The sequence below is a fragment of the Streptomyces sp. NBC_01294 genome (assembly GCF_035917235.1).
Taxonomy (GTDB): Bacteria; Actinomycetota; Actinomycetes; order Streptomycetales; family Streptomycetaceae; genus Streptomyces; species Streptomyces caledonius.
Genome location: NZ_CP108423.1, coordinates 6,052,325 through 6,067,859 on the forward strand (window position 1 = coordinate 6,052,325; position 15,535 = coordinate 6,067,859).

Sequence of the window (15,535 nt, forward strand, 5' to 3'; positions counted from 1 at the left end):
GCTGTCGCGGTGGCATGGTGAGGACTACGCTTTTCGCTGAGCAAGGGGACTGCGGAAGCGGGGAGTTGTCGCATGGCCAAGCCGAAGGGCGAGGGTGGCGCGGCGCAGACGCCGGAGGAGTTCGCCCGCGAGGAACTGCGGCGGCACCGCGAGGGAGCCGGCCTGACCCAGGAAGGTCTGGGCGAGCGGATCTTCACCACCGGTTCTTACGTCGGACAGATGGAGTGCGGCCAGCGTCGGCTGCGTCCTGAGATCGCCGTCCTGATCGACAAGGAGCTCGGCACCGGGGACTACTTCACCCGCCTCTCCAAGGCGTTCAAGTCCAAGCACGTGGAGTACTTCGCGGTCGCGGCGGAGCTGGAAGTCCAGGCAACGGCGATCTACGAGTACTGTTCCAGCCTGGTTCTTGGGCTGCTCCAGACTGAGGACTACGCGCGGGCGGTGATCCGCGGCGGCAATCCCACCGCGCTCGATGCCTACGTCGAATCACTGGTCGCGTCCCGCATAGGGCGCCAACGGCTCCTCGACGATCCAGCGACTCCCGAGCTGTGGGTCGTCCTGCACGAGGCAGTGCTGCGGACGGTGGTCGGCGGGCACGGTGTGATGGCCGCTCAGCTAGGGCGCATCGCCGCCTATGTCCACGCCCACCGGATCACCCTGCAAGTGGTGCCCTTCTCCGCCGGAGCCCAAGGCACCCTGGGCTCGTTGGTCACCATCATGCAGTTCGCCGACGCGCCTGACGTGGTCTATACGGAAGGGCCCCGAGTGGGGCACTTGATCGACTATCCGGCCCTGGTTCAGCGGCACTGGAAGCTCTACGATCTGGCGAGGGCCGCCGCGCTGGCTCCGGCGGCGTCCTTGGCCTTGATCGAGTCGGTGGCGGAGGAACACGCGATATGCGCGCAGATGTGAACAACCTGTCCTGGCGGAAGTCCTCCTACAGCAACTCCGACGGCGCGAGTTGCGTCGAGGTGTCCGACGACCTCCCCGGCCTGGTCCCCGTCCGCGACAGCAAGCTGGCGGGCAACGGTCCGGTGCTCGCCTTTGCTGCCGCGGCCTGGGCCTCCTTCATCCGGGACGTGACCGGCCGGGGCTGATGCCCGTGGGTGGCTACTCGGGCTGGACGACCGTGGCGCCCCAGCGTATGGACGGGGACGATGCCGTCACGGTGGCTCCGAAGCCGCCGTGGAGGCCCGTGCCGAGGGGGACGGTGACGCGGGACGGGCTGCCCGCCGGGCAGTCCAGGGTGAACGGCGCCGGGTCCCGGTCCGGGTGGTTGTCCAGGCGGAACGCCACCTCGATGCTGCCGCCGCCCTCGCACGCGAAGGTGGTGAAGGTGTCCAGTGACGAGGCGAGGCCGCCCGAGACGAAGCCCCCGTTGCCGGTCTGCTCCTGTACCCAGATCAGCCCGTCGGGCCCCGGGTAGCCGATCAACTCCTCCTGCGCCGAGGCCTGCCCCGCCCCCACACCCACAGCGAGCGCCGCCGCGACCGCTGTGACCGTTGCGAGCGCGAGGGTCCTGCCCCGGCTGACGACGTGCTTCATGCGTTCCCCCATGGATGCGTTGAGCGAATCCGAACCCGAATCCGACTCCGTCCACGCTAACCGGGGCCACTGACAACAGCCCTGCTCCGGAAGGCCGTCGTTCCCCTGCTGTCCAGGGTCAACCCGGTTCGGCCATGTCTGAGCCGGCCGGCTTCGGGGGCCGCTGGTGGCCGCACTCCAGCCGGGTTCCGTCGGCGTCGGTCACTGTGTACTCGAGGACGAGCTTCGTCGGGTCGCCGTCCTCGTAGGGCCACACCGTGATGCCTCCCTCCCAGACGAGGGTGGAGAACCAGACATCGATCCCCTCGGCTTCGGGCGCGACCGTGAAGACCTCACCCGGTTTCAGATAGAAGTCCTCACCGTACGGCTCGATGAAGAGACAGAAGTCACTTTCGCCTGCATTCTCCACAGGCAGCCTGTTGCGTCCCACTCGTCCCCCCCCCCCAAGACCGCTACCCCGATGGCCGCGCCACAGTATCCGCATCCGCCCACGCCGGCACGGCTACCTTCAAGCAGCCCATGCCCGACCGGCCGCGCCCGGTACGGCAGCAGGGCCCGGACCGCGCGTTGCGGTCCGGGCCCTGCCCCCGTGCGGTGCCGCCCTGCGGCGGCGGTGCGTCAGCTCTGCGCGGCGTCGTCGCCCGCCTGCCCCGCGCCCTCGGCCACGCCTGCCTTCTCGCGCATCTTGCGCACCAGCTCCGCCTTCTGGTCGGCGGCACCCTGGCGGTCGAGGTTGCGGTGCGGGCCGTTGTTCTGCCGTTCGGCGCGGGACAGCTTCTTGCGCTGGCCGCCGCCCTGGCCCACGGGATTGTTGATGTTCTTGCTTACGGTCACGGGTTCTCCCGGTAATGATGTGAAGTGATCTACGGATTCATCGGTGGGGGACGGGCGGCGACGTCGAAAGACGTCAGCAGGGGCCCATCACGCTCTCACTCGTAAATCGGCGCCTGGAAGAACATGACAAAGACGTTACCCGGTTCCGTCGGCCCCGCACACCACCCCTTTCGCCGCCCCGGCGCCGGCCGGCCTTCGGCGAGCGCCCGGGGCAGGTCCAGAGGGGCGCTACCGGGCCGCTGCGATCAGCGGGACTGGAAGTTCCAGAGCACGGCGACTTCGTCGTCGTTCACGGCGATCAGCCCGGCGTCCCAGTCGTACTGGCTGAAGGGGTGATGGCTCCGGGAGGATTGCCTGTAGAAATCGGGTCGGTCGCCTCTCCAGCCGAGGTTGGTGTGGAAGCGGGTGCCGTCCGGGAAGCGCGACAGGATCACGTCAGCCCGGCGTTCCATCTCCGGTCTGCGTTCCTCCCAGCGCCAGGTCTTGGCGACGTCCAGACCGAGTACTCCCAGCAGCACGACCAGCGACCGCACCGAGGACGGGGGGAGTTCCCTCACCCTTGGCAGGTGGCGTTCTGCGTCCGCGGGTGTGGAGGGTGTCTCCAGCCACGGGAACAGCGGGTCCTCCCGGCGCTCCTCCTCGCCCTCGTAGGGGTCGATGGATTCCCAGGCTCGCGGGTCCCGCGTCTCCAGGCGCATGATCGCCCCGACGTCGAGCCACCACTCGTCGTGCTCGCGCGGAGCGACGCCGACGAACGTGGAGAGCCGCTCGTACAGCTTGAGCGCGTCGGCCCATGCTTCCGCATCCAGATCCTGGCGCATCAGCTTCCTGTCGGTCGGGGTCAAGTCATATGGGCTCGAAGGTCCAGAACACGGCGACTTCGTCGTCGTTCACGGCGATGAGTCCGGCGTCCCAGCCGAACTGGCTGAACGGGTCCATCCCGGTCACGGGCTGCTCGTAGAAGGCCGGGTGGTCGCCTTTCCATCCGAGGTTCGAATAGAAGTGTGTGCCGGCCGGGAAGCGCGACATGATCGCCTCGGCCCGGTGCTCCATCCCGGGGCGGCGTCGTTCCCAGTTCGATGCCTTCGACACGTCCATGCCGAGGATGCCGAGCAGCACCAGCAGTGATCGGACCGAGGCGCGGGGGAGTTGCTTCACCCGGCCCTGGAAACGCTCTGCTTCCTCCATCGTCGCCGGGGGATCCAGCCACGGGTAGATCGGATCCACCCGGAGGTCGAACTCCTCCTCGTCCGGATCGATCGACCGCCACCCGCGAGGGTCGCGGGCCTCCAGCCGGACGATCGAGGTGAAGTCGAGCCACCACCTCCCGTGGACGCGGGGTGCGACGGAGACGAAGGTGTAGCTCGACTCGTACAGGTCGAGGGCGTCCGCCCAGGTTTCCGAAGTCAGGGGTTCCATTTTCCGTTCCACTACTGAGGCTACGGCTGCCGGGCTGCCGGGCTGCCGGGCTGCCGGGCTGCCGGGCTGCCGGGCTGCCGGCCGGGCGAGCCCCGTCAGGCGGTCGGGTCGTCCGGGGTGGCGTCGCCCGGGGTCGGGTCCTCGCGGGGTGGTTCGTCGTCGTTGCCGCGGCGCAGGGTGTGCGTGCCGTGGGTCGGGGTCCACGTTCGCACCACCAGGTCGTCGCCCTCCACGCTGATGTGGACGACCTCCGTCAGGTCGGCGTGGAAGAGGTGGAACGGGTGCGGGGTCTCCGTCTCCTCCGCGTACCGGTGCAGCTCGGGCGGGTCCACGAGTTCCACCGCGCGCCCGGAGATCCGTACGTCCCCGTCCGGCATCTCCTCGCCCTCGCCCGGATTGGTGTGCAGGGCGAAGCGGGGGTCGCGCTGCAGGTCCCTGGCCTTCATCGAGCCCGCCATCATGCCGAGCCACAGCTCCCCGCCCCGGATGTCGACGTTCAGCCCGGCCACCCGGGGAGAGCCGTCCTTGCGGAGGGTGGCCAGGACGTGGTGCGGGTACTGCGCGAAACGGGCCTGGACGGTCGCCGCGAACTCCGGTTCCGCCTTCTCGAAGGCTGCCCAGCTGGTGTGCGTCATACGTCCATGAAAGCGCGGGGACCGGCGGCCGCAGGTCAGGCGCGCACGATGCCCGCGCCGCGTGCCGCCGCCAGCCAGGCCGGGAATTCCCCGACCAGGCGGTCGTACAGTTCGCCGTCCGGGACGGTGCGCGGGTCCAGGCCCGCGTGGAAGTAGCCCGCGTTGTCCACGACCCGCTTCGCCGGCACGGGCAGCTCGTCGAGGCGGCGCAGGAAGTCGAACTGCGTGCTGCGCGTGTTGCCGAAGCCGACGAACTGCCAGAAGAGCGGCATCCGGGCCGCCTTGCACAGGTACCTCTCCGCCGCGAGCTTGTTGATCGGCCCGCCGTCGGTCTGGAAGACCACGAGGGCCGGCCGGGTCGACCCCGAGTCCAGGTAGTGGTCGATCACCGCGTCCATCGCCGCGTGGTAGGCCGTCTTGCCCATGTGGCCGAGGCGGGAGGCGATCTCGTTGACCCGGCCCTCGTGCCCGGCCAGGGAGACCTCCTCCACCGCGTCGACCTCGGTGGAGAAGAACACCAGCGGCACCCGGCCGTCGTCGTCCAGGTGCGCGGACAGCCCCAGCACCCGGTCCGCGAGGGCCTGCACGCTGCCGTCCTCGTAGTACGGGCGCATCGACCCGGAGTAGTCCAGGACCAGGTAGACCGCGGCCCGCCCGCCCTCCAGACCGTACTTGCGCAGAGATATCCCGGCGCTCTTGTAGAGGCTCACGAGAGCCGGAGCCGACTCTTCGACCTTGCGGAGGCTGATCGCACTGCCCGTCATGGGGTGAGGGTACGCCGGTCCGCCGGGTCCCTAGGGGGTGTCTTTCGTGCCGGGCCCGCGCTGCCCGCGCACCGCACCTCGCCGCGTTGTCGGGGCTCCCACGTACGTCCGGTACGAGCGGAGCGCCTCCGCCTTGCGATGCACGGCACCGGACAACGCGGGCTCGGCCGACACGATCCGAAAGACACGCCCTAGTTGAGCGTCTCGTCAGCAGCCCGTTCGGCCCGCCCCGCGGCCAGTGCCTCGATGTCGTCGATCATGGCGGCCGCGAGGTCGCGCTCGGAGGCGTAGTACCGCTCGGCCCACTTGAGGGTGAGCGTCGGGTACGCCCACGCCGGCTCGTCCTGCGCGCTCTGCGCGTCGGCCACCGCGTGCAGGCGCATCTGCTCCGCGAACTCCTGGTGCCGGCCGAGGACTTCCCGCATCTGCTCCGGCTCCAGCAGGTGGCCCAGCCACAGCCGCAGCATCGGCCCGTGCTTGAGGACGGGCGGGTCGACGGGGGCCTCGCGGGCCCATTCCCGTACGGCCGCCATGCCCGCGTCGGTGATCCGGTACACCCGCTTGTCGCGCGTGCCGGTCTCCTGGGCGACCGTCCGCGAGGAGGCGTGGCCCGCCTTCTCCAGGCGCTTGAGCTCGCTGTAGATCTGGCTGAAGGACGGGCTCCAGTAGAAGAACCGCAGCGACCGGTCCGACCACTTCTTCAGGTCGTAACCGGAGAGCTCCTCGCCGAAGGAGAGCAGCCCGAGCACCGCCCAGCTGGTCGCGGGGAGCGTGCGCTTGCTCGTCTCGTCTGCCACGCAGCGCAGTCTACGACCGGCGACCGGTCCTCCCGGTGTTCTTCCCCCTGCGCGGCATGCCTGCTAGAAGTATTCCTATTCGAACCATCGAGGCGGAGGGAGGCTGAACCGTGGGCGTCTCCCTCGACGGGAAGGTCGTCGTCGTCACCGGGGCCGGGCGCGGCCAGGGCGCGGCCGGGGCCCGGCTGTTCGCGCGGGCCGGCGCGCGGGTCGTGGTCACGGACGTACGGGAGGACGAGGGCCGGGCGGTGGCCGCGGAACTCGGCGACCAGGGGCTGTACGTACGCCACGACGTGGCCGACGCGGCGAGCTGGGCGACGGTGGTGGCGGAGTCGCTCCGCGCCTTCGGAACGGTCTCGGCCCTGGTCAACAACGCGGCCCTGTGGCGCACGGCCCACGTGGAACAGCAGCGGCTCGACGATTTCGAGGCCCTGCTGCGGGTCAACCTGCTCGGGCCGTTCCTCGGCATCCAGGCGGTGGCCCCGGTCCTGCGGGCGGGCGGGGGCGGCTCGGTCGTCAACATCTCGTCCACCGCCGGACTGGTCGGGATACCCGGCCACGCGGCGTACGGGTCCACCAAGTTCGGGCTGCGCGGACTGACCCGGTCGGCGGCGCTCGACCTGGCCGCGGACCGGATCCGGGTCAACTCGGTGCACCCGGGGGCCGTCGACACCCCGATGGTGGCCGAGGTGGTCGCGGGCCGGGACTGGTCGCACGTACCGCTCGGGCGGATGGGCCGGCCGGAGGAGGTCGGGGAGCTCGTCCTCTTCCTCTGCTCGGACGCGTCCTCGTACGTGACGGGCGCGGAGTTCACGGTGGACGGCGGGATGACCGCGGGGATGACCGCGGGATGACGACGGGATGAGGGGGGACGGCATGGGCGGCGACGGCATGGGTGGGCATGGCGTGGGCGGGGGCGATCTCCTGTCGCCGGCGGCGCGGCGGCTGTGCGACGCGATGACGGCCGGCTTCCCCCGGCCCGGCGACGCGGCGGCCCTGCGGGCGGCGGCGGTGCCCGGCCGGCCGGGCCCGCCCGTGGCCTCGGTGTCCGACGCGGTGGCGGCCGGGGTCCCGGTCCGGATCTACGATCCCGCGCCTGGCTCCGGCGGCCGCCCCCTGGTCGTCTTCCTCCACGGCGGCGGCTGGGTGATGTGCGGCCTGGACACCCACGACGCGACGTGCCGCTCGCTGGCGTCCGCCTCGGGCGCGGTCGTCGTCTCGGCGGACTACCGGCTCGCCCCGGAAAACCCCTGGCCGGCGGCGCCGGACGACGCGCTGACGGTCCTGCTCTGGGCCCGCGCGCAGGCCCTCGCCCTGGGCTGCGACCCGGGCCGGCTGGTGGTCGCGGGGGACTCCAGCGGCGGCAACCTCGCGGCGGTGACCGCCCTGCGCGCGCCCGAACTCCTCGCGGGACAGCTGATGTTCTATCCGCCGCTCGATGCCTCGATGGACTCCGCGTCGGCGGACACGTACGCGGAGGGCTACTTCCACACCGCCGCCCACATGGCCTGGTACTGGGACCAGTACGGCGGCGACCCGGCGCACCCGCACGTCTCGCCGCTGCGCGCCGCCGACCTCTCGGGCCTGCCGCCCGCGCTGATCGTCCTCGCGGACTGCGACGTCCTGCGCGACGAGGGCCTCGCGTACGGGCGCCGGCTCGCGGCGGCGGGCGTCGACTGCACGGTCCAGCTCCACCCGGGCGTCTTCCACGGCTTCCTGGGCCTGCCGCTGCCGGCGGGCGCCGCCGCACTGCGTGCGGCGGCTCGGTGGGTGGCGGCGCAGGGGGTGGCGGGACGGCCGGATCCGGGCCGAGGTGATCCGGGCCCAGGTGATCCGGACCGAGTGGATCCGGGACTAGGTGATCCGGACCGAGGGGATCCGCCGGCGCTCCGGGCATGATGTGTCCATGGCTGAACTGATACGGAGAGTGCCGGGGGCGATCCTGCGCAACTGCCTTCTCCTGGCGGCGGAGTTCGGGGCGATCTGGCTGCTCCGGGGCCCCGAGGGACTCTGGGTCCCGGTGCTGCTGGCCGTCTTCGTCCTCGGCGCGGCCGTACCCCACGGCACCGGTGCGGAGTTCGTGGCCCGCACCGCCGTCGCGCTCTTCGCGGTCGGGATCGCGGCGCTCGGCTGGATCGCGTGGGACCGGTACACGCTCCACGACCGCGGCCGGGAGGAGGTGGCGGTGGTCGCGGAAAGGGCCGTGGTGCAGGACGGCTCCGTCTCCACCCCCTCCCTGCGGCTGCGCACGGAGGCCGGCCGCGACCTGCCCGGTCCGGTGACGCTGGACCTTCCGGTCGGCGCCCGCCTGACGGTCACGACGGACCCCGACGGCCCGGCGTGGTCCCCGGGCGGACGCCCGGACCGGCCGCTCTGGCAGGCGGCCGGCACCGGGGCCCTGCTCGTGCTCCAGACCGCCACCCTGGGATGGCTCTCCCTGCGCCGCCCCCGGACCTGAACGACCGCTGGGCGTGTCTTTCGGATCTTGTCGGCCGAGCCCGCGTTGTCCGGTGCCGTGCATCGCAAGGCGGAGGTGCTCCGCTCGTACTGGACGTACTCGGGGGCCCCGACAACGCGGCGAGGTGCGGTGCCGGGCAACGCGGGCCCGGCAAGATCCGAAAGACGCGCCCTAGTCCTTGATGATGTAGGAGCAGCCCTTCGTGGTCGTGACGCCGTCGCTCTGCGCGACCTGCTTGCCGTCGATCTTGATGCTGCAGGGAGCCTGCTGCAGCTTGCCGTCGGCGCCCTTGATCAAGCCCGGAACGACATTCACCAGGTAGCCCACCTTCCGCTCCATGGCGGTGAGTTCGGCGGTGCCCGACTTCGACCACGGCAGGGTCTGCTGCTCGAAGCCGCTTCCTATGCCGCTGAACATGACCGCGGTACTGCCGGTGCCCCCGACCTCCAGGGTCACCTGGTGGGTCCCGCCGCCGGACGTGGCCGGCGCGGACGAGGGGCTCTGCGAGGCCGCGGGCTTGGCGTTGTCCGCGGCCGGCTTGGGATCCTCGCTTCCGCAGCCGGTGAGCAGCACCGCCACCGCGGCGCACAGCGTCATCCCGGTCATCGTCCTTCGCATGTTCCTGTTACCTCGATCTTGTTGCTTGTTGCGTGTTGCGTGATCGAAAACAATGGACGCATGACGACACGTGCCCGTTCCTTCGATTCCGCAGCCGCTCTCTACGCCGCGGCCCGGCCCGGCTATCCCCCGGCCCTGTTCGACGCCGTCGAGGAGCTCGCCGGACGGCCGCTCGCCGGGGCGCGGGTGGCCGACGTGGGGGCGGGCACCGGGATCGCCACGACGCTGCTGCACGGCCGCGGAGCCGACGTCGTCGCCGTGGAGCCCGGGGACGGCATGGCCGCGGAGTTCCGCCGGGCGAACCCCGGGATCCCGGTCGTGCGCGGGGACGGGGACCGGCTTCCGCTGGCGAGCGGCGCGTTCGACCTCCTCACGTACGCCCAGGCCTGGCACTGGACCGACCCGGCGCGTTCCGTCCCCGAGGCCCGCCGCGTGCTCCGGCCCGGCGGCGCGCTCGCCATCTGGTGGAACGACACGGACTCCACCGTCCCGTGGATCGCCGAGCAGGAGGAACGGCTGCGCGTCTTCTTCGGGGCCCAGGGGGAGAGCTTCCGCACCCTGCCCCAGGGGCTCGGCGAGTTCACCACGCGCACCGTGCGGTGGTCCCGGCGCGTCACGCTGGACGCCCACCTCGCCAACCTCGCCAGTCACTCCGCCTTCCTGATGCTGGGCGAGGCCGGCACCCGTGCGTACTTCGCCGGGGAGCGCGAGGTACTGGCCCCGCTCTTCCCGGACGGCACGGTGGAGGAGCAGTACGTCGTGTCCCTGAGCGTCGCGGTGGTGTGACGCGAACCCGGACGCCGCCCCGACCTCGTGCTGTTGAGCGTCTGGCAGCACGAGGTCGTCAACGACCGCTCTCGCGAGCGAAGGGTCGCAGCACCTCCGCCCGGCAGGCCGACGGCGTGCCCCACGCGTCGCGCAGCGGGCGGGCCTTGCGCAGCCACAGGGACAGGTCCAGTTCCTCCGTGTAGCCGACCGCGCCGTGGAGCTGGAGCGCCGTCATCGCCGCCCGGTAGGACGCCTCGCCCGCCGACAGTTTCGCCGCCGCCACGTCGCCCGGGGTCAGCGACAGCGCCGCCGCCCACACCAGCGGCCGGGCGAACTCCAGGGCGATGAGGGTGTCCGCCAGCCGGTGCTTGACCGCCTGGAAGGACCCGATCGGCGTCCCGAACTGGGTGCGCTGCTTCACGTACTCCACCGTCCTGGCCAGCAGTGCCTCGCCGACGCCCAGGCACTGGGCCGCCGTCAGCAGCCGCGCCCAGCGCCCGGCCACCGCCGCCGCCCGCGCCACCGCCGGGCCCGCCGCCAGCAGTTCGCCGCCGCCCGCCGAGGGGACCGACAGCCGCCGCGTCGGGTCCGTCGACGCCCGGGCGGTCCCGGTCCCGGTCCCGGTCCCAGTCCCAGTCGCCAGCCGCAGCACGCCCGCCTCCGACACCGTGAAGCAGTACGTCGCCGCGTCCGCGTCCAGGGCGTACGGGCCGGCGCCCGGCAGCGTCAGCGTGGCCGAGGTCTCGCCCGCGACCAGCCCCGGGAGGAAGCGTTTCGCCAACCCTCCCTCCGCCAGCTCCGACAGCAGCACCGACGCGGCCGCCGTCTCCACCACCGGCCCCGCCACCCCCGCCCGGCCCAGCTCCACGAAGCCGAGGGACAGCTCCAGCGGGAGCAGGCCCGCGCCCTCGTGGGCCTCCGGCGCGGCCAGCGCGAACAGGCCCGTCCCCGCGAGCCGGGACCAGAGCGCCCGCCCGGGCCCGTGCTCGCCGTCCGCCCAGGCCCGTACCGTCGCCGGCACGTCCGCCGAGCCCAGCAGGGCGCGCAGCGTACGGGCGAAGTCCGACTGCTCGTCGGTCAGCAGGAAGCGCATCAGCGGCGGCCCTTCGGCAGGCCGAGCAGCCGCTCGGCGATGATGTCGCGCTGGATCTCGTTCGTCCCCGCGTAGATCGGTCCGGCCAGGGAGAAGACCCACGGCTCGGCCCACTCGCCGTCCGCGAGCTCCGCGTCCGCGCCCAGCAGGTCCAGCGCGGTCTCGTGCAGGGCGATGTCGTACTCCGACCAGAACACCTTGTTCAGGCTGGACTCGGCGCCGATCGTCTCGCCCGCCGCGAACCGGGAGGCGCTGGACCAGGTGAACAGTTCGTACGCGCGCGCCCCGACCACCGCGTCCGCCACCCGGTCGCGCAGCGCGGTGGCGGACGGATCCCCCTGCGCGCGCCACAGCCCCACCAGCCGGTCCGCCGCCGCCAGGAACCGGCCGGGGGAGCGCAGGGTCAGCCCCCGCTCGTTGCCCGTCGTCGACATCGCGATCCGCCAGCCCTGCCCGGGCTCCCCGATCACGTCCTCGTCCGGCACGAAGACCCGGTCCAGGAAGAGCTCCGCGAAGGCCGGCTTGCCGTCGAGGCGGCCGATGGGCCGTACCGTCACCCCCGGCGCCCGCAGGTCGAACATCAGGTACGTGAGCCCCTGGTGCGGTTTCGGGGTGTGCGGGTCGGTGCGGAAGATGCCGAAGGCGCGGTCCGCGAAGGCCGCCCGCGAGGACCAGGTCTTCTGCCCGGACAGCAGCCAGCCGCCCTCCGTCCGCTCGGCCCGCGACGTCAGCGAGGCCAGATCGGATCCCGACTCCGGCTCCGACCAGGCCTGTGCCCAGATCACCTCGCCGCTCGCCATCGACGGCAACACCCGCGCCCGCTGCTCGGCCGTCGCGTGGTCGAAGAGGGTCGGCGCGAGGAGGTTGATGCCGTTCTGCGAGACCCGGCCGGGCGCGCCCGCGGCCCAGTACTCCTCCTCGAAGACCAGCCACTTCACGAGGTCCACGCCCCGGCCCCCGTACTCCTCGGGCCAGGACACCACCGACCAGCGGCCCGCGTGCAGCACCGCCTCCCACTCCCGGTGCGCCGCGAAGCCCTCCCGCGTCTCCAGGGAGGGGAGCGGGGAGGCGGGGACCCGGTCGGCCAGCCAGCCGCGCGCCTCGGCCCGGAAGGCCTCCACCTCCGCCGTCTGGGTCAGGTTCATCGTGGGGTCCATCCGGTGTTCGCCTCCTTCGTGGCGGCGACGGGTCTCCGTGCCGCCGGGCACGTGCCGAGCAATGAGGAGCGAGAGGAGCAATAGGCGAGAGGAGCAATAGAGGAGCGACGACGAGCAAGGACGGGCAGGAACGAGCGCTTCCCTAACAAGTGTTTGGTAGGTTAACGTACGCGCATGAGCGGCGTCGAGGAGTTCCACACCGAGGTTCGGAACGGGCGGATCCTCGGCCTTCCCAAGGAGGTACGGGCGTGAAAACCCCCGACTATGTCCCCGGGCACGGACTGCTGAAGGACCGCACCGCCGTCATCACCGCCGCCGCCGGGGCCGGGATCGGCGGGGCCACCGCCCGCCGCTTCCTCGAGGAGGGCGCCCGCATCGTCATCGGCGACGCCCACGCCCGCCGCCTGAAGGAGACCGAGGACGCGCTCGCCGCCGAGTTCGGGGCGGACCGCGTCACCTCCCTGCCCTGCGACGTCACCGACGAGGACCAGGTGCGGGCCCTCTTCGCACACGCCGAGCAGACCCACGGCCGCCTCGACGTCGTCGTCAACAACGCCGGCCTCGGCGGCACCGCCGCCCTCGTCGACATGACCGACGAACAGTGGGGCAAGGTCCTCGACGTCACCCTGAACGGCACCTTCCGCTGCACGCGCGCCGCACTTCGCTCCTTCAAGGCCGCCGGCACCGGCGGGGTCGTCGTCAACAACGCCTCCGTCATCGGCTGGCGCGCCCAGACCGGCCAGGCCCACTACGCCGCCGCCAAGGCCGGCGTGATGGCGCTGACCCGCTGCGCGGCCCTGGAGGCCGCCGAGTTCGGCGTACGGATCAACGCGGTCGCCCCGAGCCTGGCCATGCACCCGCACCTGGTGAAGGTCACCAGCGAGGAGCTGCTCGCCGAACTCACCGCCCGCGAGGCCTTCGGCCGGTACGCCGAGCCCTGGGAGGTCGCCAACGTCGTCGTCTTCCTGGCCAGCGGCTACTCGTCGTACATGACGGGCGAGACCGTCTCGGTCAGCAGCCAGCACGCGTAGGCCGAGAATGGACGCGTGCCAACGAACAAGCCGACAGCCAAGAAGAAGCCGCAGGTGACGGCTACGCCCGAACGGCGCCGCGAACTCCTCGACACCGCCGCCGAGGTCTTCGCCGCGCAGGGCTACAACGCCACCACCGTCCGCAAGATCGCCGACGCCGCCGGCATGCTCGCCGGCAGCCTCTACTACCACTTCGATTCCAAGGAATCGATGCTCGACGAGATCCTCTCCGCCTTCCTGACCGAACTGTGGGAGGGCTACGACACCGTCCTCGCCGCCGGTCTCGGCCCCCGGGAGACCATCGAGGCCCTCGTCACCGAGTCCTTCCGGGAGATCGACCGGCACCGCGCCGCCGTCGCGATCTACCAGAAGGAGTCCCGCACCCTCTCCGCGCAGCCCCGCTTCCACTACCTGTCCGACTCGCAGCAGAAGTTCGAGAAGGCCTGGCTGGGGACGCTCGAGCGGGGGGTCGCCGCCAAGGTCTTCCGCGCCGACCTCGACATCCGCCTCACCTACCGCTTCGTGCGCGACACGGTGTGGGTGGCGGCGTCCTGGTACCGGCCGGGCGGACAGCACAGCCCCGAGGAGATCGCCCGCCAGTACCTGTCGATGGTGCTGGACGGGATCGCCCTACGCACCTGACCCGATGACCCGATCAGAGGAGTCCCGATGCCCGAGGCCTACATAGTCGAAGCCGTACGCACCCCGGTGGGGCGCAGGAACGGCGGCCTGTCCGCCGTCCACCCGGCCGACCTGGGGGCACACGTCCTGAAGGCGCTCGTCGAGCGGTCCGGGGTGGACCCGGCCGCCGTGGAGGACGTGGTGTTCGGCTGCCTCGACACCGTGGGGCCGCAGGCCGGGGACATCGCGCGCACGGCGTGGCTGGCGGCGGGCCTGCCGGAGGAGGTGCCGGGCGTCACCGTCGACCGCCAGTGCGGCTCCTCGCAGCAGGCGGTGCACTTCGCGGCGCAGGGCGTCCTCTCCGGCACCCAGGACCTGGTGGTCGCGGGCGGCACCCAGAACATGTCGATGATCCCGATCGCCTTCGCCTCGCGGCAGGCGGCGGAGCCGCTGGGCCTCACCGAGGGCCCGTACGCGGGATCGGCCGGCTGGCGGGCCCGGTACGGCGACGCCCCGGTCAACCAGTTCCACGGCGCCCAGCTGATCGCGCAGAAGTGGGGCATCACCCGACGGGACATGGAGGAGTTCGCGCTGCGCTCCCACCGGCGGGCGCTGCGCGCGATCGACGAGGGCCGCTTCGACCGCGAGACGGTGGCGTACGGGGACGTGACAGTGGACGAGGGCCCGCGCCGGGACACGTCACTGGAGAAGATGGCGACGCTGAAGCCGGTGGTCGAGGGCGGCACCATCACGGCGGCGGTCTCCTCCCAGGTCTCGGACGGCGCGGCGGCGATGCTGATCGCCTCCGAGCGGGCCGTACGCGAACACGGCCTGCGGCCGCGGGCCCGCATCCACCACCTCTCGGTGCGGGGCGAGGACCCGATCCGCATGCTGTCCGCGCCGATCCCGGCGACGGCGTACGCGCTGAAGAAGACCGGCATGTCCCTGGCCGACATCGACCTGGTGGAGATCAACGAGGCCTTCGCCCCGGTGGTGCTGGCCTGGCTCAAGGAGACCGGAGCCGATCCCGAGCGGGTCAACGTCAACGGCGGCGCGATCGCCCTGGGCCACCCGCTGGGCGCGACGGGGGTCAAGCTGATGACCACCCTGCTCCACGAGCTGGAACGCACGGGGGGCCGCTTCGGCCTCCAGACGATGTGCGAGGGCGGCGGCCAGGCCAACGTGACGATCATCGAACGGCTGTAGCCCGGAGCCCCTTGCCCGCGCCCGCCCGGCCCCCGAGTACGGGGGCCGCAGTGCGGGGCGGGAGCGCCGGGCCGGAGCGCGGGGGCCGGACCCGCCGAGGGGTGCTCGGCAGGGGGCCGATTGCGGGAAGGGTGCAGGTCACATCCCTGTGGCGCCACACCCGCCGCGAGATGTGCTAGCTTAGAGCTCGTTGCAGTTGTGGTACCCATGAACTTTATGTGCGCCTGACGGGAATGATCCTCAGGCGCTTTTATTGTTTTGCCGGAATCTCCGGATGGGGCCCTTTGCCGCCTATTCAGGAGATTCAAAATGGCACTTGGCACCGTGAAGTGGTTCAACTCGGAAAAGGGCTTCGGCTTCATCGAGCAGGACGGTGGCGGCCCGGACGTCTTCGCCCACTACTCGAACATCGCCACCCAGGGCTTCCGTGAGCTCCAGGAGGGCCAGCGCGTGTCCTTCGACGTCACCCAGGGCCAGAAGGGCCCCCAGGCGGAGAACATCCTCCCCGCCAACTAAGTACGTCAGCTTGCCGGGGTCCGCACCGTGAAGGTGCGGGCCCCGGCTTGTCTGCTGTTTCGACCTTTGTTTT

The 15,535-nt window shown here is 71.7% G+C and carries 21 protein-coding genes; 10 read left to right on the plus strand and 11 right to left on the minus strand.

Annotated features, from left to right (window positions below; translation table 11 throughout):
* Positions 1–72 precede the first annotated feature (72 nt).
* Entirely contained in the window at positions 73–912 is an 840-nt protein-coding gene (locus OG534_RS27320) for a helix-turn-helix domain-containing protein (protein ID WP_326591459.1), read from the plus strand.
* A complete protein-coding gene (locus OG534_RS27325; protein WP_326591461.1) occupies positions 897–1,097 on the plus strand; it encodes a DUF397 domain-containing protein in 201 nt (66 codons plus the stop codon). Before OG534_RS27320 ends, OG534_RS27325 begins: the two co-directional genes overlap by 16 nt.
* A gap of 13 nt (positions 1,098–1,110) precedes the next feature.
* Here OG534_RS27325 and OG534_RS27330 read toward each other — a convergent pair whose 3' ends face one another.
* The 8 genes from OG534_RS27330 to OG534_RS27365 form a co-directional block, all read right to left on the minus strand.
* Positions 1,111–1,545, minus strand: a complete 435-nt coding sequence (locus OG534_RS27330) for a hypothetical protein (RefSeq protein ID WP_326591463.1) — start codon at positions 1,543–1,545, stop codon at positions 1,111–1,113.
* A 118-nt stretch (positions 1,546–1,663) separates the two neighbouring features.
* Entirely contained in the window at positions 1,664–1,954 is a 291-nt protein-coding gene (locus tag OG534_RS27335) for a hypothetical protein (RefSeq protein WP_326591465.1), read from the minus strand.
* A 209-nt stretch (positions 1,955–2,163) separates the two neighbouring features.
* Positions 2,164–2,379, minus strand: coding sequence for a DUF6243 family protein (locus OG534_RS27340; RefSeq protein WP_326591467.1), 216 nt, complete (start codon positions 2,377–2,379; stop codon positions 2,164–2,166).
* A 245-nt stretch (positions 2,380–2,624) separates the two neighbouring features.
* Positions 2,625–3,200, minus strand: a complete 576-nt coding sequence (locus OG534_RS27345) for a hypothetical protein (protein ID WP_326591468.1) — start codon at positions 3,198–3,200, stop codon at positions 2,625–2,627.
* A 25-nt stretch (positions 3,201–3,225) separates the two neighbouring features.
* Entirely contained in the window at positions 3,226–3,798 is a 573-nt protein-coding gene (locus OG534_RS27350; protein WP_326591469.1) for a hypothetical protein, read from the minus strand.
* A gap of 95 nt (positions 3,799–3,893) precedes the next feature.
* Positions 3,894–4,433 (minus strand): pyridoxamine 5'-phosphate oxidase family protein, encoded by a 540-nt coding sequence (locus OG534_RS27355; protein ID WP_326591470.1) that lies wholly within the window; start codon positions 4,431–4,433, stop codon positions 3,894–3,896.
* Between the two features lie 35 nt (positions 4,434–4,468).
* On the minus strand, positions 4,469–5,197 hold the full coding sequence (locus OG534_RS27360; protein ID WP_326591472.1) for a vWA domain-containing protein: 729 nt from the start codon (positions 5,195–5,197) through the stop codon (positions 4,469–4,471).
* A gap of 191 nt (positions 5,198–5,388) precedes the next feature.
* Positions 5,389–5,994 carry a PadR family transcriptional regulator gene (locus OG534_RS27365; RefSeq protein WP_326591474.1) on the minus strand — a complete coding sequence of 202 codons (606 nt, stop codon included), beginning with the start codon at positions 5,992–5,994 and terminating at the stop codon, positions 5,389–5,391.
* Positions 5,995–6,104: 110 nt separating this feature from the next.
* On the opposite strand from OG534_RS27365, the gene OG534_RS27370 reads away from it, so the two are divergent.
* The 3 genes from OG534_RS27370 to OG534_RS27380 are packed head-to-tail and all read left to right on the plus strand — an operon-like array spanning position 6,105 to position 8,452.
* Entirely contained in the window at positions 6,105–6,848 is a 744-nt protein-coding gene (locus OG534_RS27370) for a glucose 1-dehydrogenase (protein ID WP_326591476.1), read from the plus strand.
* A 7-nt stretch (positions 6,849–6,855) separates the two neighbouring features.
* Entirely contained in the window at positions 6,856–7,893 is a 1,038-nt protein-coding gene (locus OG534_RS27375) for an alpha/beta hydrolase (RefSeq protein WP_326591478.1), read from the plus strand.
* A gap of 7 nt (positions 7,894–7,900) precedes the next feature.
* Positions 7,901–8,452, plus strand: coding sequence for a hypothetical protein (locus tag OG534_RS27380; RefSeq protein ID WP_326591480.1), 552 nt, complete (start codon positions 7,901–7,903; stop codon positions 8,450–8,452).
* A gap of 171 nt (positions 8,453–8,623) precedes the next feature.
* On the opposite strand, the gene OG534_RS27385 is transcribed toward OG534_RS27380, so the two are convergent.
* The gene (locus OG534_RS27385) at positions 8,624–9,058 is read right to left on the minus strand and encodes a hypothetical protein (RefSeq protein WP_326591481.1); all 435 of its coding nucleotides are present in this window, start codon (positions 9,056–9,058) and stop codon (positions 8,624–8,626) included.
* Positions 9,059–9,130: 72 nt separating this feature from the next.
* Between OG534_RS27385 and OG534_RS27390 the strand changes: the two genes are divergently transcribed.
* On the plus strand, positions 9,131–9,856 hold the full coding sequence (locus OG534_RS27390; RefSeq protein WP_326591482.1) for a class I SAM-dependent methyltransferase: 726 nt from the start codon (positions 9,131–9,133) through the stop codon (positions 9,854–9,856).
* Between the two features lie 58 nt (positions 9,857–9,914).
* Here OG534_RS27390 and OG534_RS27395 read toward each other — a convergent pair whose 3' ends face one another.
* The gene (locus OG534_RS27395) at positions 9,915–10,931 is read right to left on the minus strand and encodes an acyl-CoA dehydrogenase family protein (RefSeq protein ID WP_326591483.1); all 1,017 of its coding nucleotides are present in this window, start codon (positions 10,929–10,931) and stop codon (positions 9,915–9,917) included.
* Complete coding sequence (locus OG534_RS27400; protein WP_326593882.1) at positions 10,931–12,076, minus strand: acyl-CoA dehydrogenase family protein; 1,146 nt, start codon at positions 12,074–12,076, stop codon at positions 10,931–10,933. Before OG534_RS27400 ends, OG534_RS27395 begins: the two co-directional genes overlap by 1 nt.
* Positions 12,077–12,336: 260 nt before the next feature.
* On the opposite strand from OG534_RS27400, the gene OG534_RS27405 reads away from it, so the two are divergent.
* From OG534_RS27405 to OG534_RS27420, 4 genes are all read left to right on the plus strand, one after another.
* Positions 12,337–13,119: an SDR family oxidoreductase gene (locus tag OG534_RS27405; protein ID WP_326591484.1), complete on the plus strand. Its 783-nt coding sequence runs from the start codon at positions 12,337–12,339 to the stop codon at positions 13,117–13,119.
* A gap of 15 nt (positions 13,120–13,134) precedes the next feature.
* Complete coding sequence (locus OG534_RS27410; protein WP_326591485.1) at positions 13,135–13,761, plus strand: TetR/AcrR family transcriptional regulator; 627 nt, start codon at positions 13,135–13,137, stop codon at positions 13,759–13,761.
* 27 nt (positions 13,762–13,788) lie between these two features.
* Positions 13,789–14,946: an acetyl-CoA C-acetyltransferase gene (locus tag OG534_RS27415; RefSeq protein WP_326591486.1), complete on the plus strand. Its 1,158-nt coding sequence runs from the start codon at positions 13,789–13,791 to the stop codon at positions 14,944–14,946.
* Between the two features lie 309 nt (positions 14,947–15,255).
* Positions 15,256–15,462, plus strand: coding sequence for a cold-shock protein (locus OG534_RS27420; RefSeq protein WP_030707191.1), 207 nt, complete (start codon positions 15,256–15,258; stop codon positions 15,460–15,462).
* Positions 15,463–15,535: the final 73 nt, after the last annotated feature.

Excerpts from the sequence above, each read along its gene's own strand:
- OG534_RS27330 (WP_326591463.1), bottom strand. The coding sequence starts at position 1,545 with ATGAAGCACGTCGTCAGCCGGGGCAGGACCCTCGCGCTCGCAACGGTC.
- OG534_RS27375 (WP_326591478.1), top strand. The coding sequence starts at position 6,856 with ATGAGGGGGGACGGCATGGGCGGCGACGGCATGGGTGGGCATGGCGTG.
- OG534_RS27385 (WP_326591481.1), bottom strand. The coding sequence starts at position 9,058 with ATGACCGGGATGACGCTGTGCGCCGCGGTGGCGGTGCTGCTCACCGGC.
- OG534_RS27360 (WP_326591472.1), bottom strand. The coding sequence starts at position 5,197 with ATGACGGGCAGTGCGATCAGCCTCCGCAAGGTCGAAGAGTCGGCTCCG.
- OG534_RS27355 (WP_326591470.1), bottom strand. The coding sequence starts at position 4,433 with ATGACGCACACCAGCTGGGCAGCCTTCGAGAAGGCGGAACCGGAGTTC.
- OG534_RS27420 (WP_030707191.1), top strand. The coding sequence starts at position 15,256 with ATGGCACTTGGCACCGTGAAGTGGTTCAACTCGGAAAAGGGCTTCGGC.
- OG534_RS27325 (WP_326591461.1), top strand. The coding sequence starts at position 897 with ATGCGCGCAGATGTGAACAACCTGTCCTGGCGGAAGTCCTCCTACAGC.
- OG534_RS27345 (WP_326591468.1), bottom strand. The coding sequence starts at position 3,200 with ATGCGCCAGGATCTGGATGCGGAAGCATGGGCCGACGCGCTCAAGCTG.
- OG534_RS27415 (WP_326591486.1), top strand. The coding sequence starts at position 13,789 with ATGCCCGAGGCCTACATAGTCGAAGCCGTACGCACCCCGGTGGGGCGC.
- OG534_RS27400 (WP_326593882.1), bottom strand. The coding sequence starts at position 12,076 with ATGAACCTGACCCAGACGGCGGAGGTGGAGGCCTTCCGGGCCGAGGCG.
- OG534_RS27350 (WP_326591469.1), bottom strand. The coding sequence starts at position 3,798 with ATGGAACCCCTGACTTCGGAAACCTGGGCGGACGCCCTCGACCTGTAC.
- OG534_RS27395 (WP_326591483.1), bottom strand. The coding sequence starts at position 10,931 with ATGCGCTTCCTGCTGACCGACGAGCAGTCGGACTTCGCCCGTACGCTG.
- OG534_RS27380 (WP_326591480.1), top strand. The coding sequence starts at position 7,901 with ATGGCTGAACTGATACGGAGAGTGCCGGGGGCGATCCTGCGCAACTGC.
- OG534_RS27390 (WP_326591482.1), top strand. The coding sequence starts at position 9,131 with ATGACGACACGTGCCCGTTCCTTCGATTCCGCAGCCGCTCTCTACGCC.
- OG534_RS27320 (WP_326591459.1), top strand. The coding sequence starts at position 73 with ATGGCCAAGCCGAAGGGCGAGGGTGGCGCGGCGCAGACGCCGGAGGAG.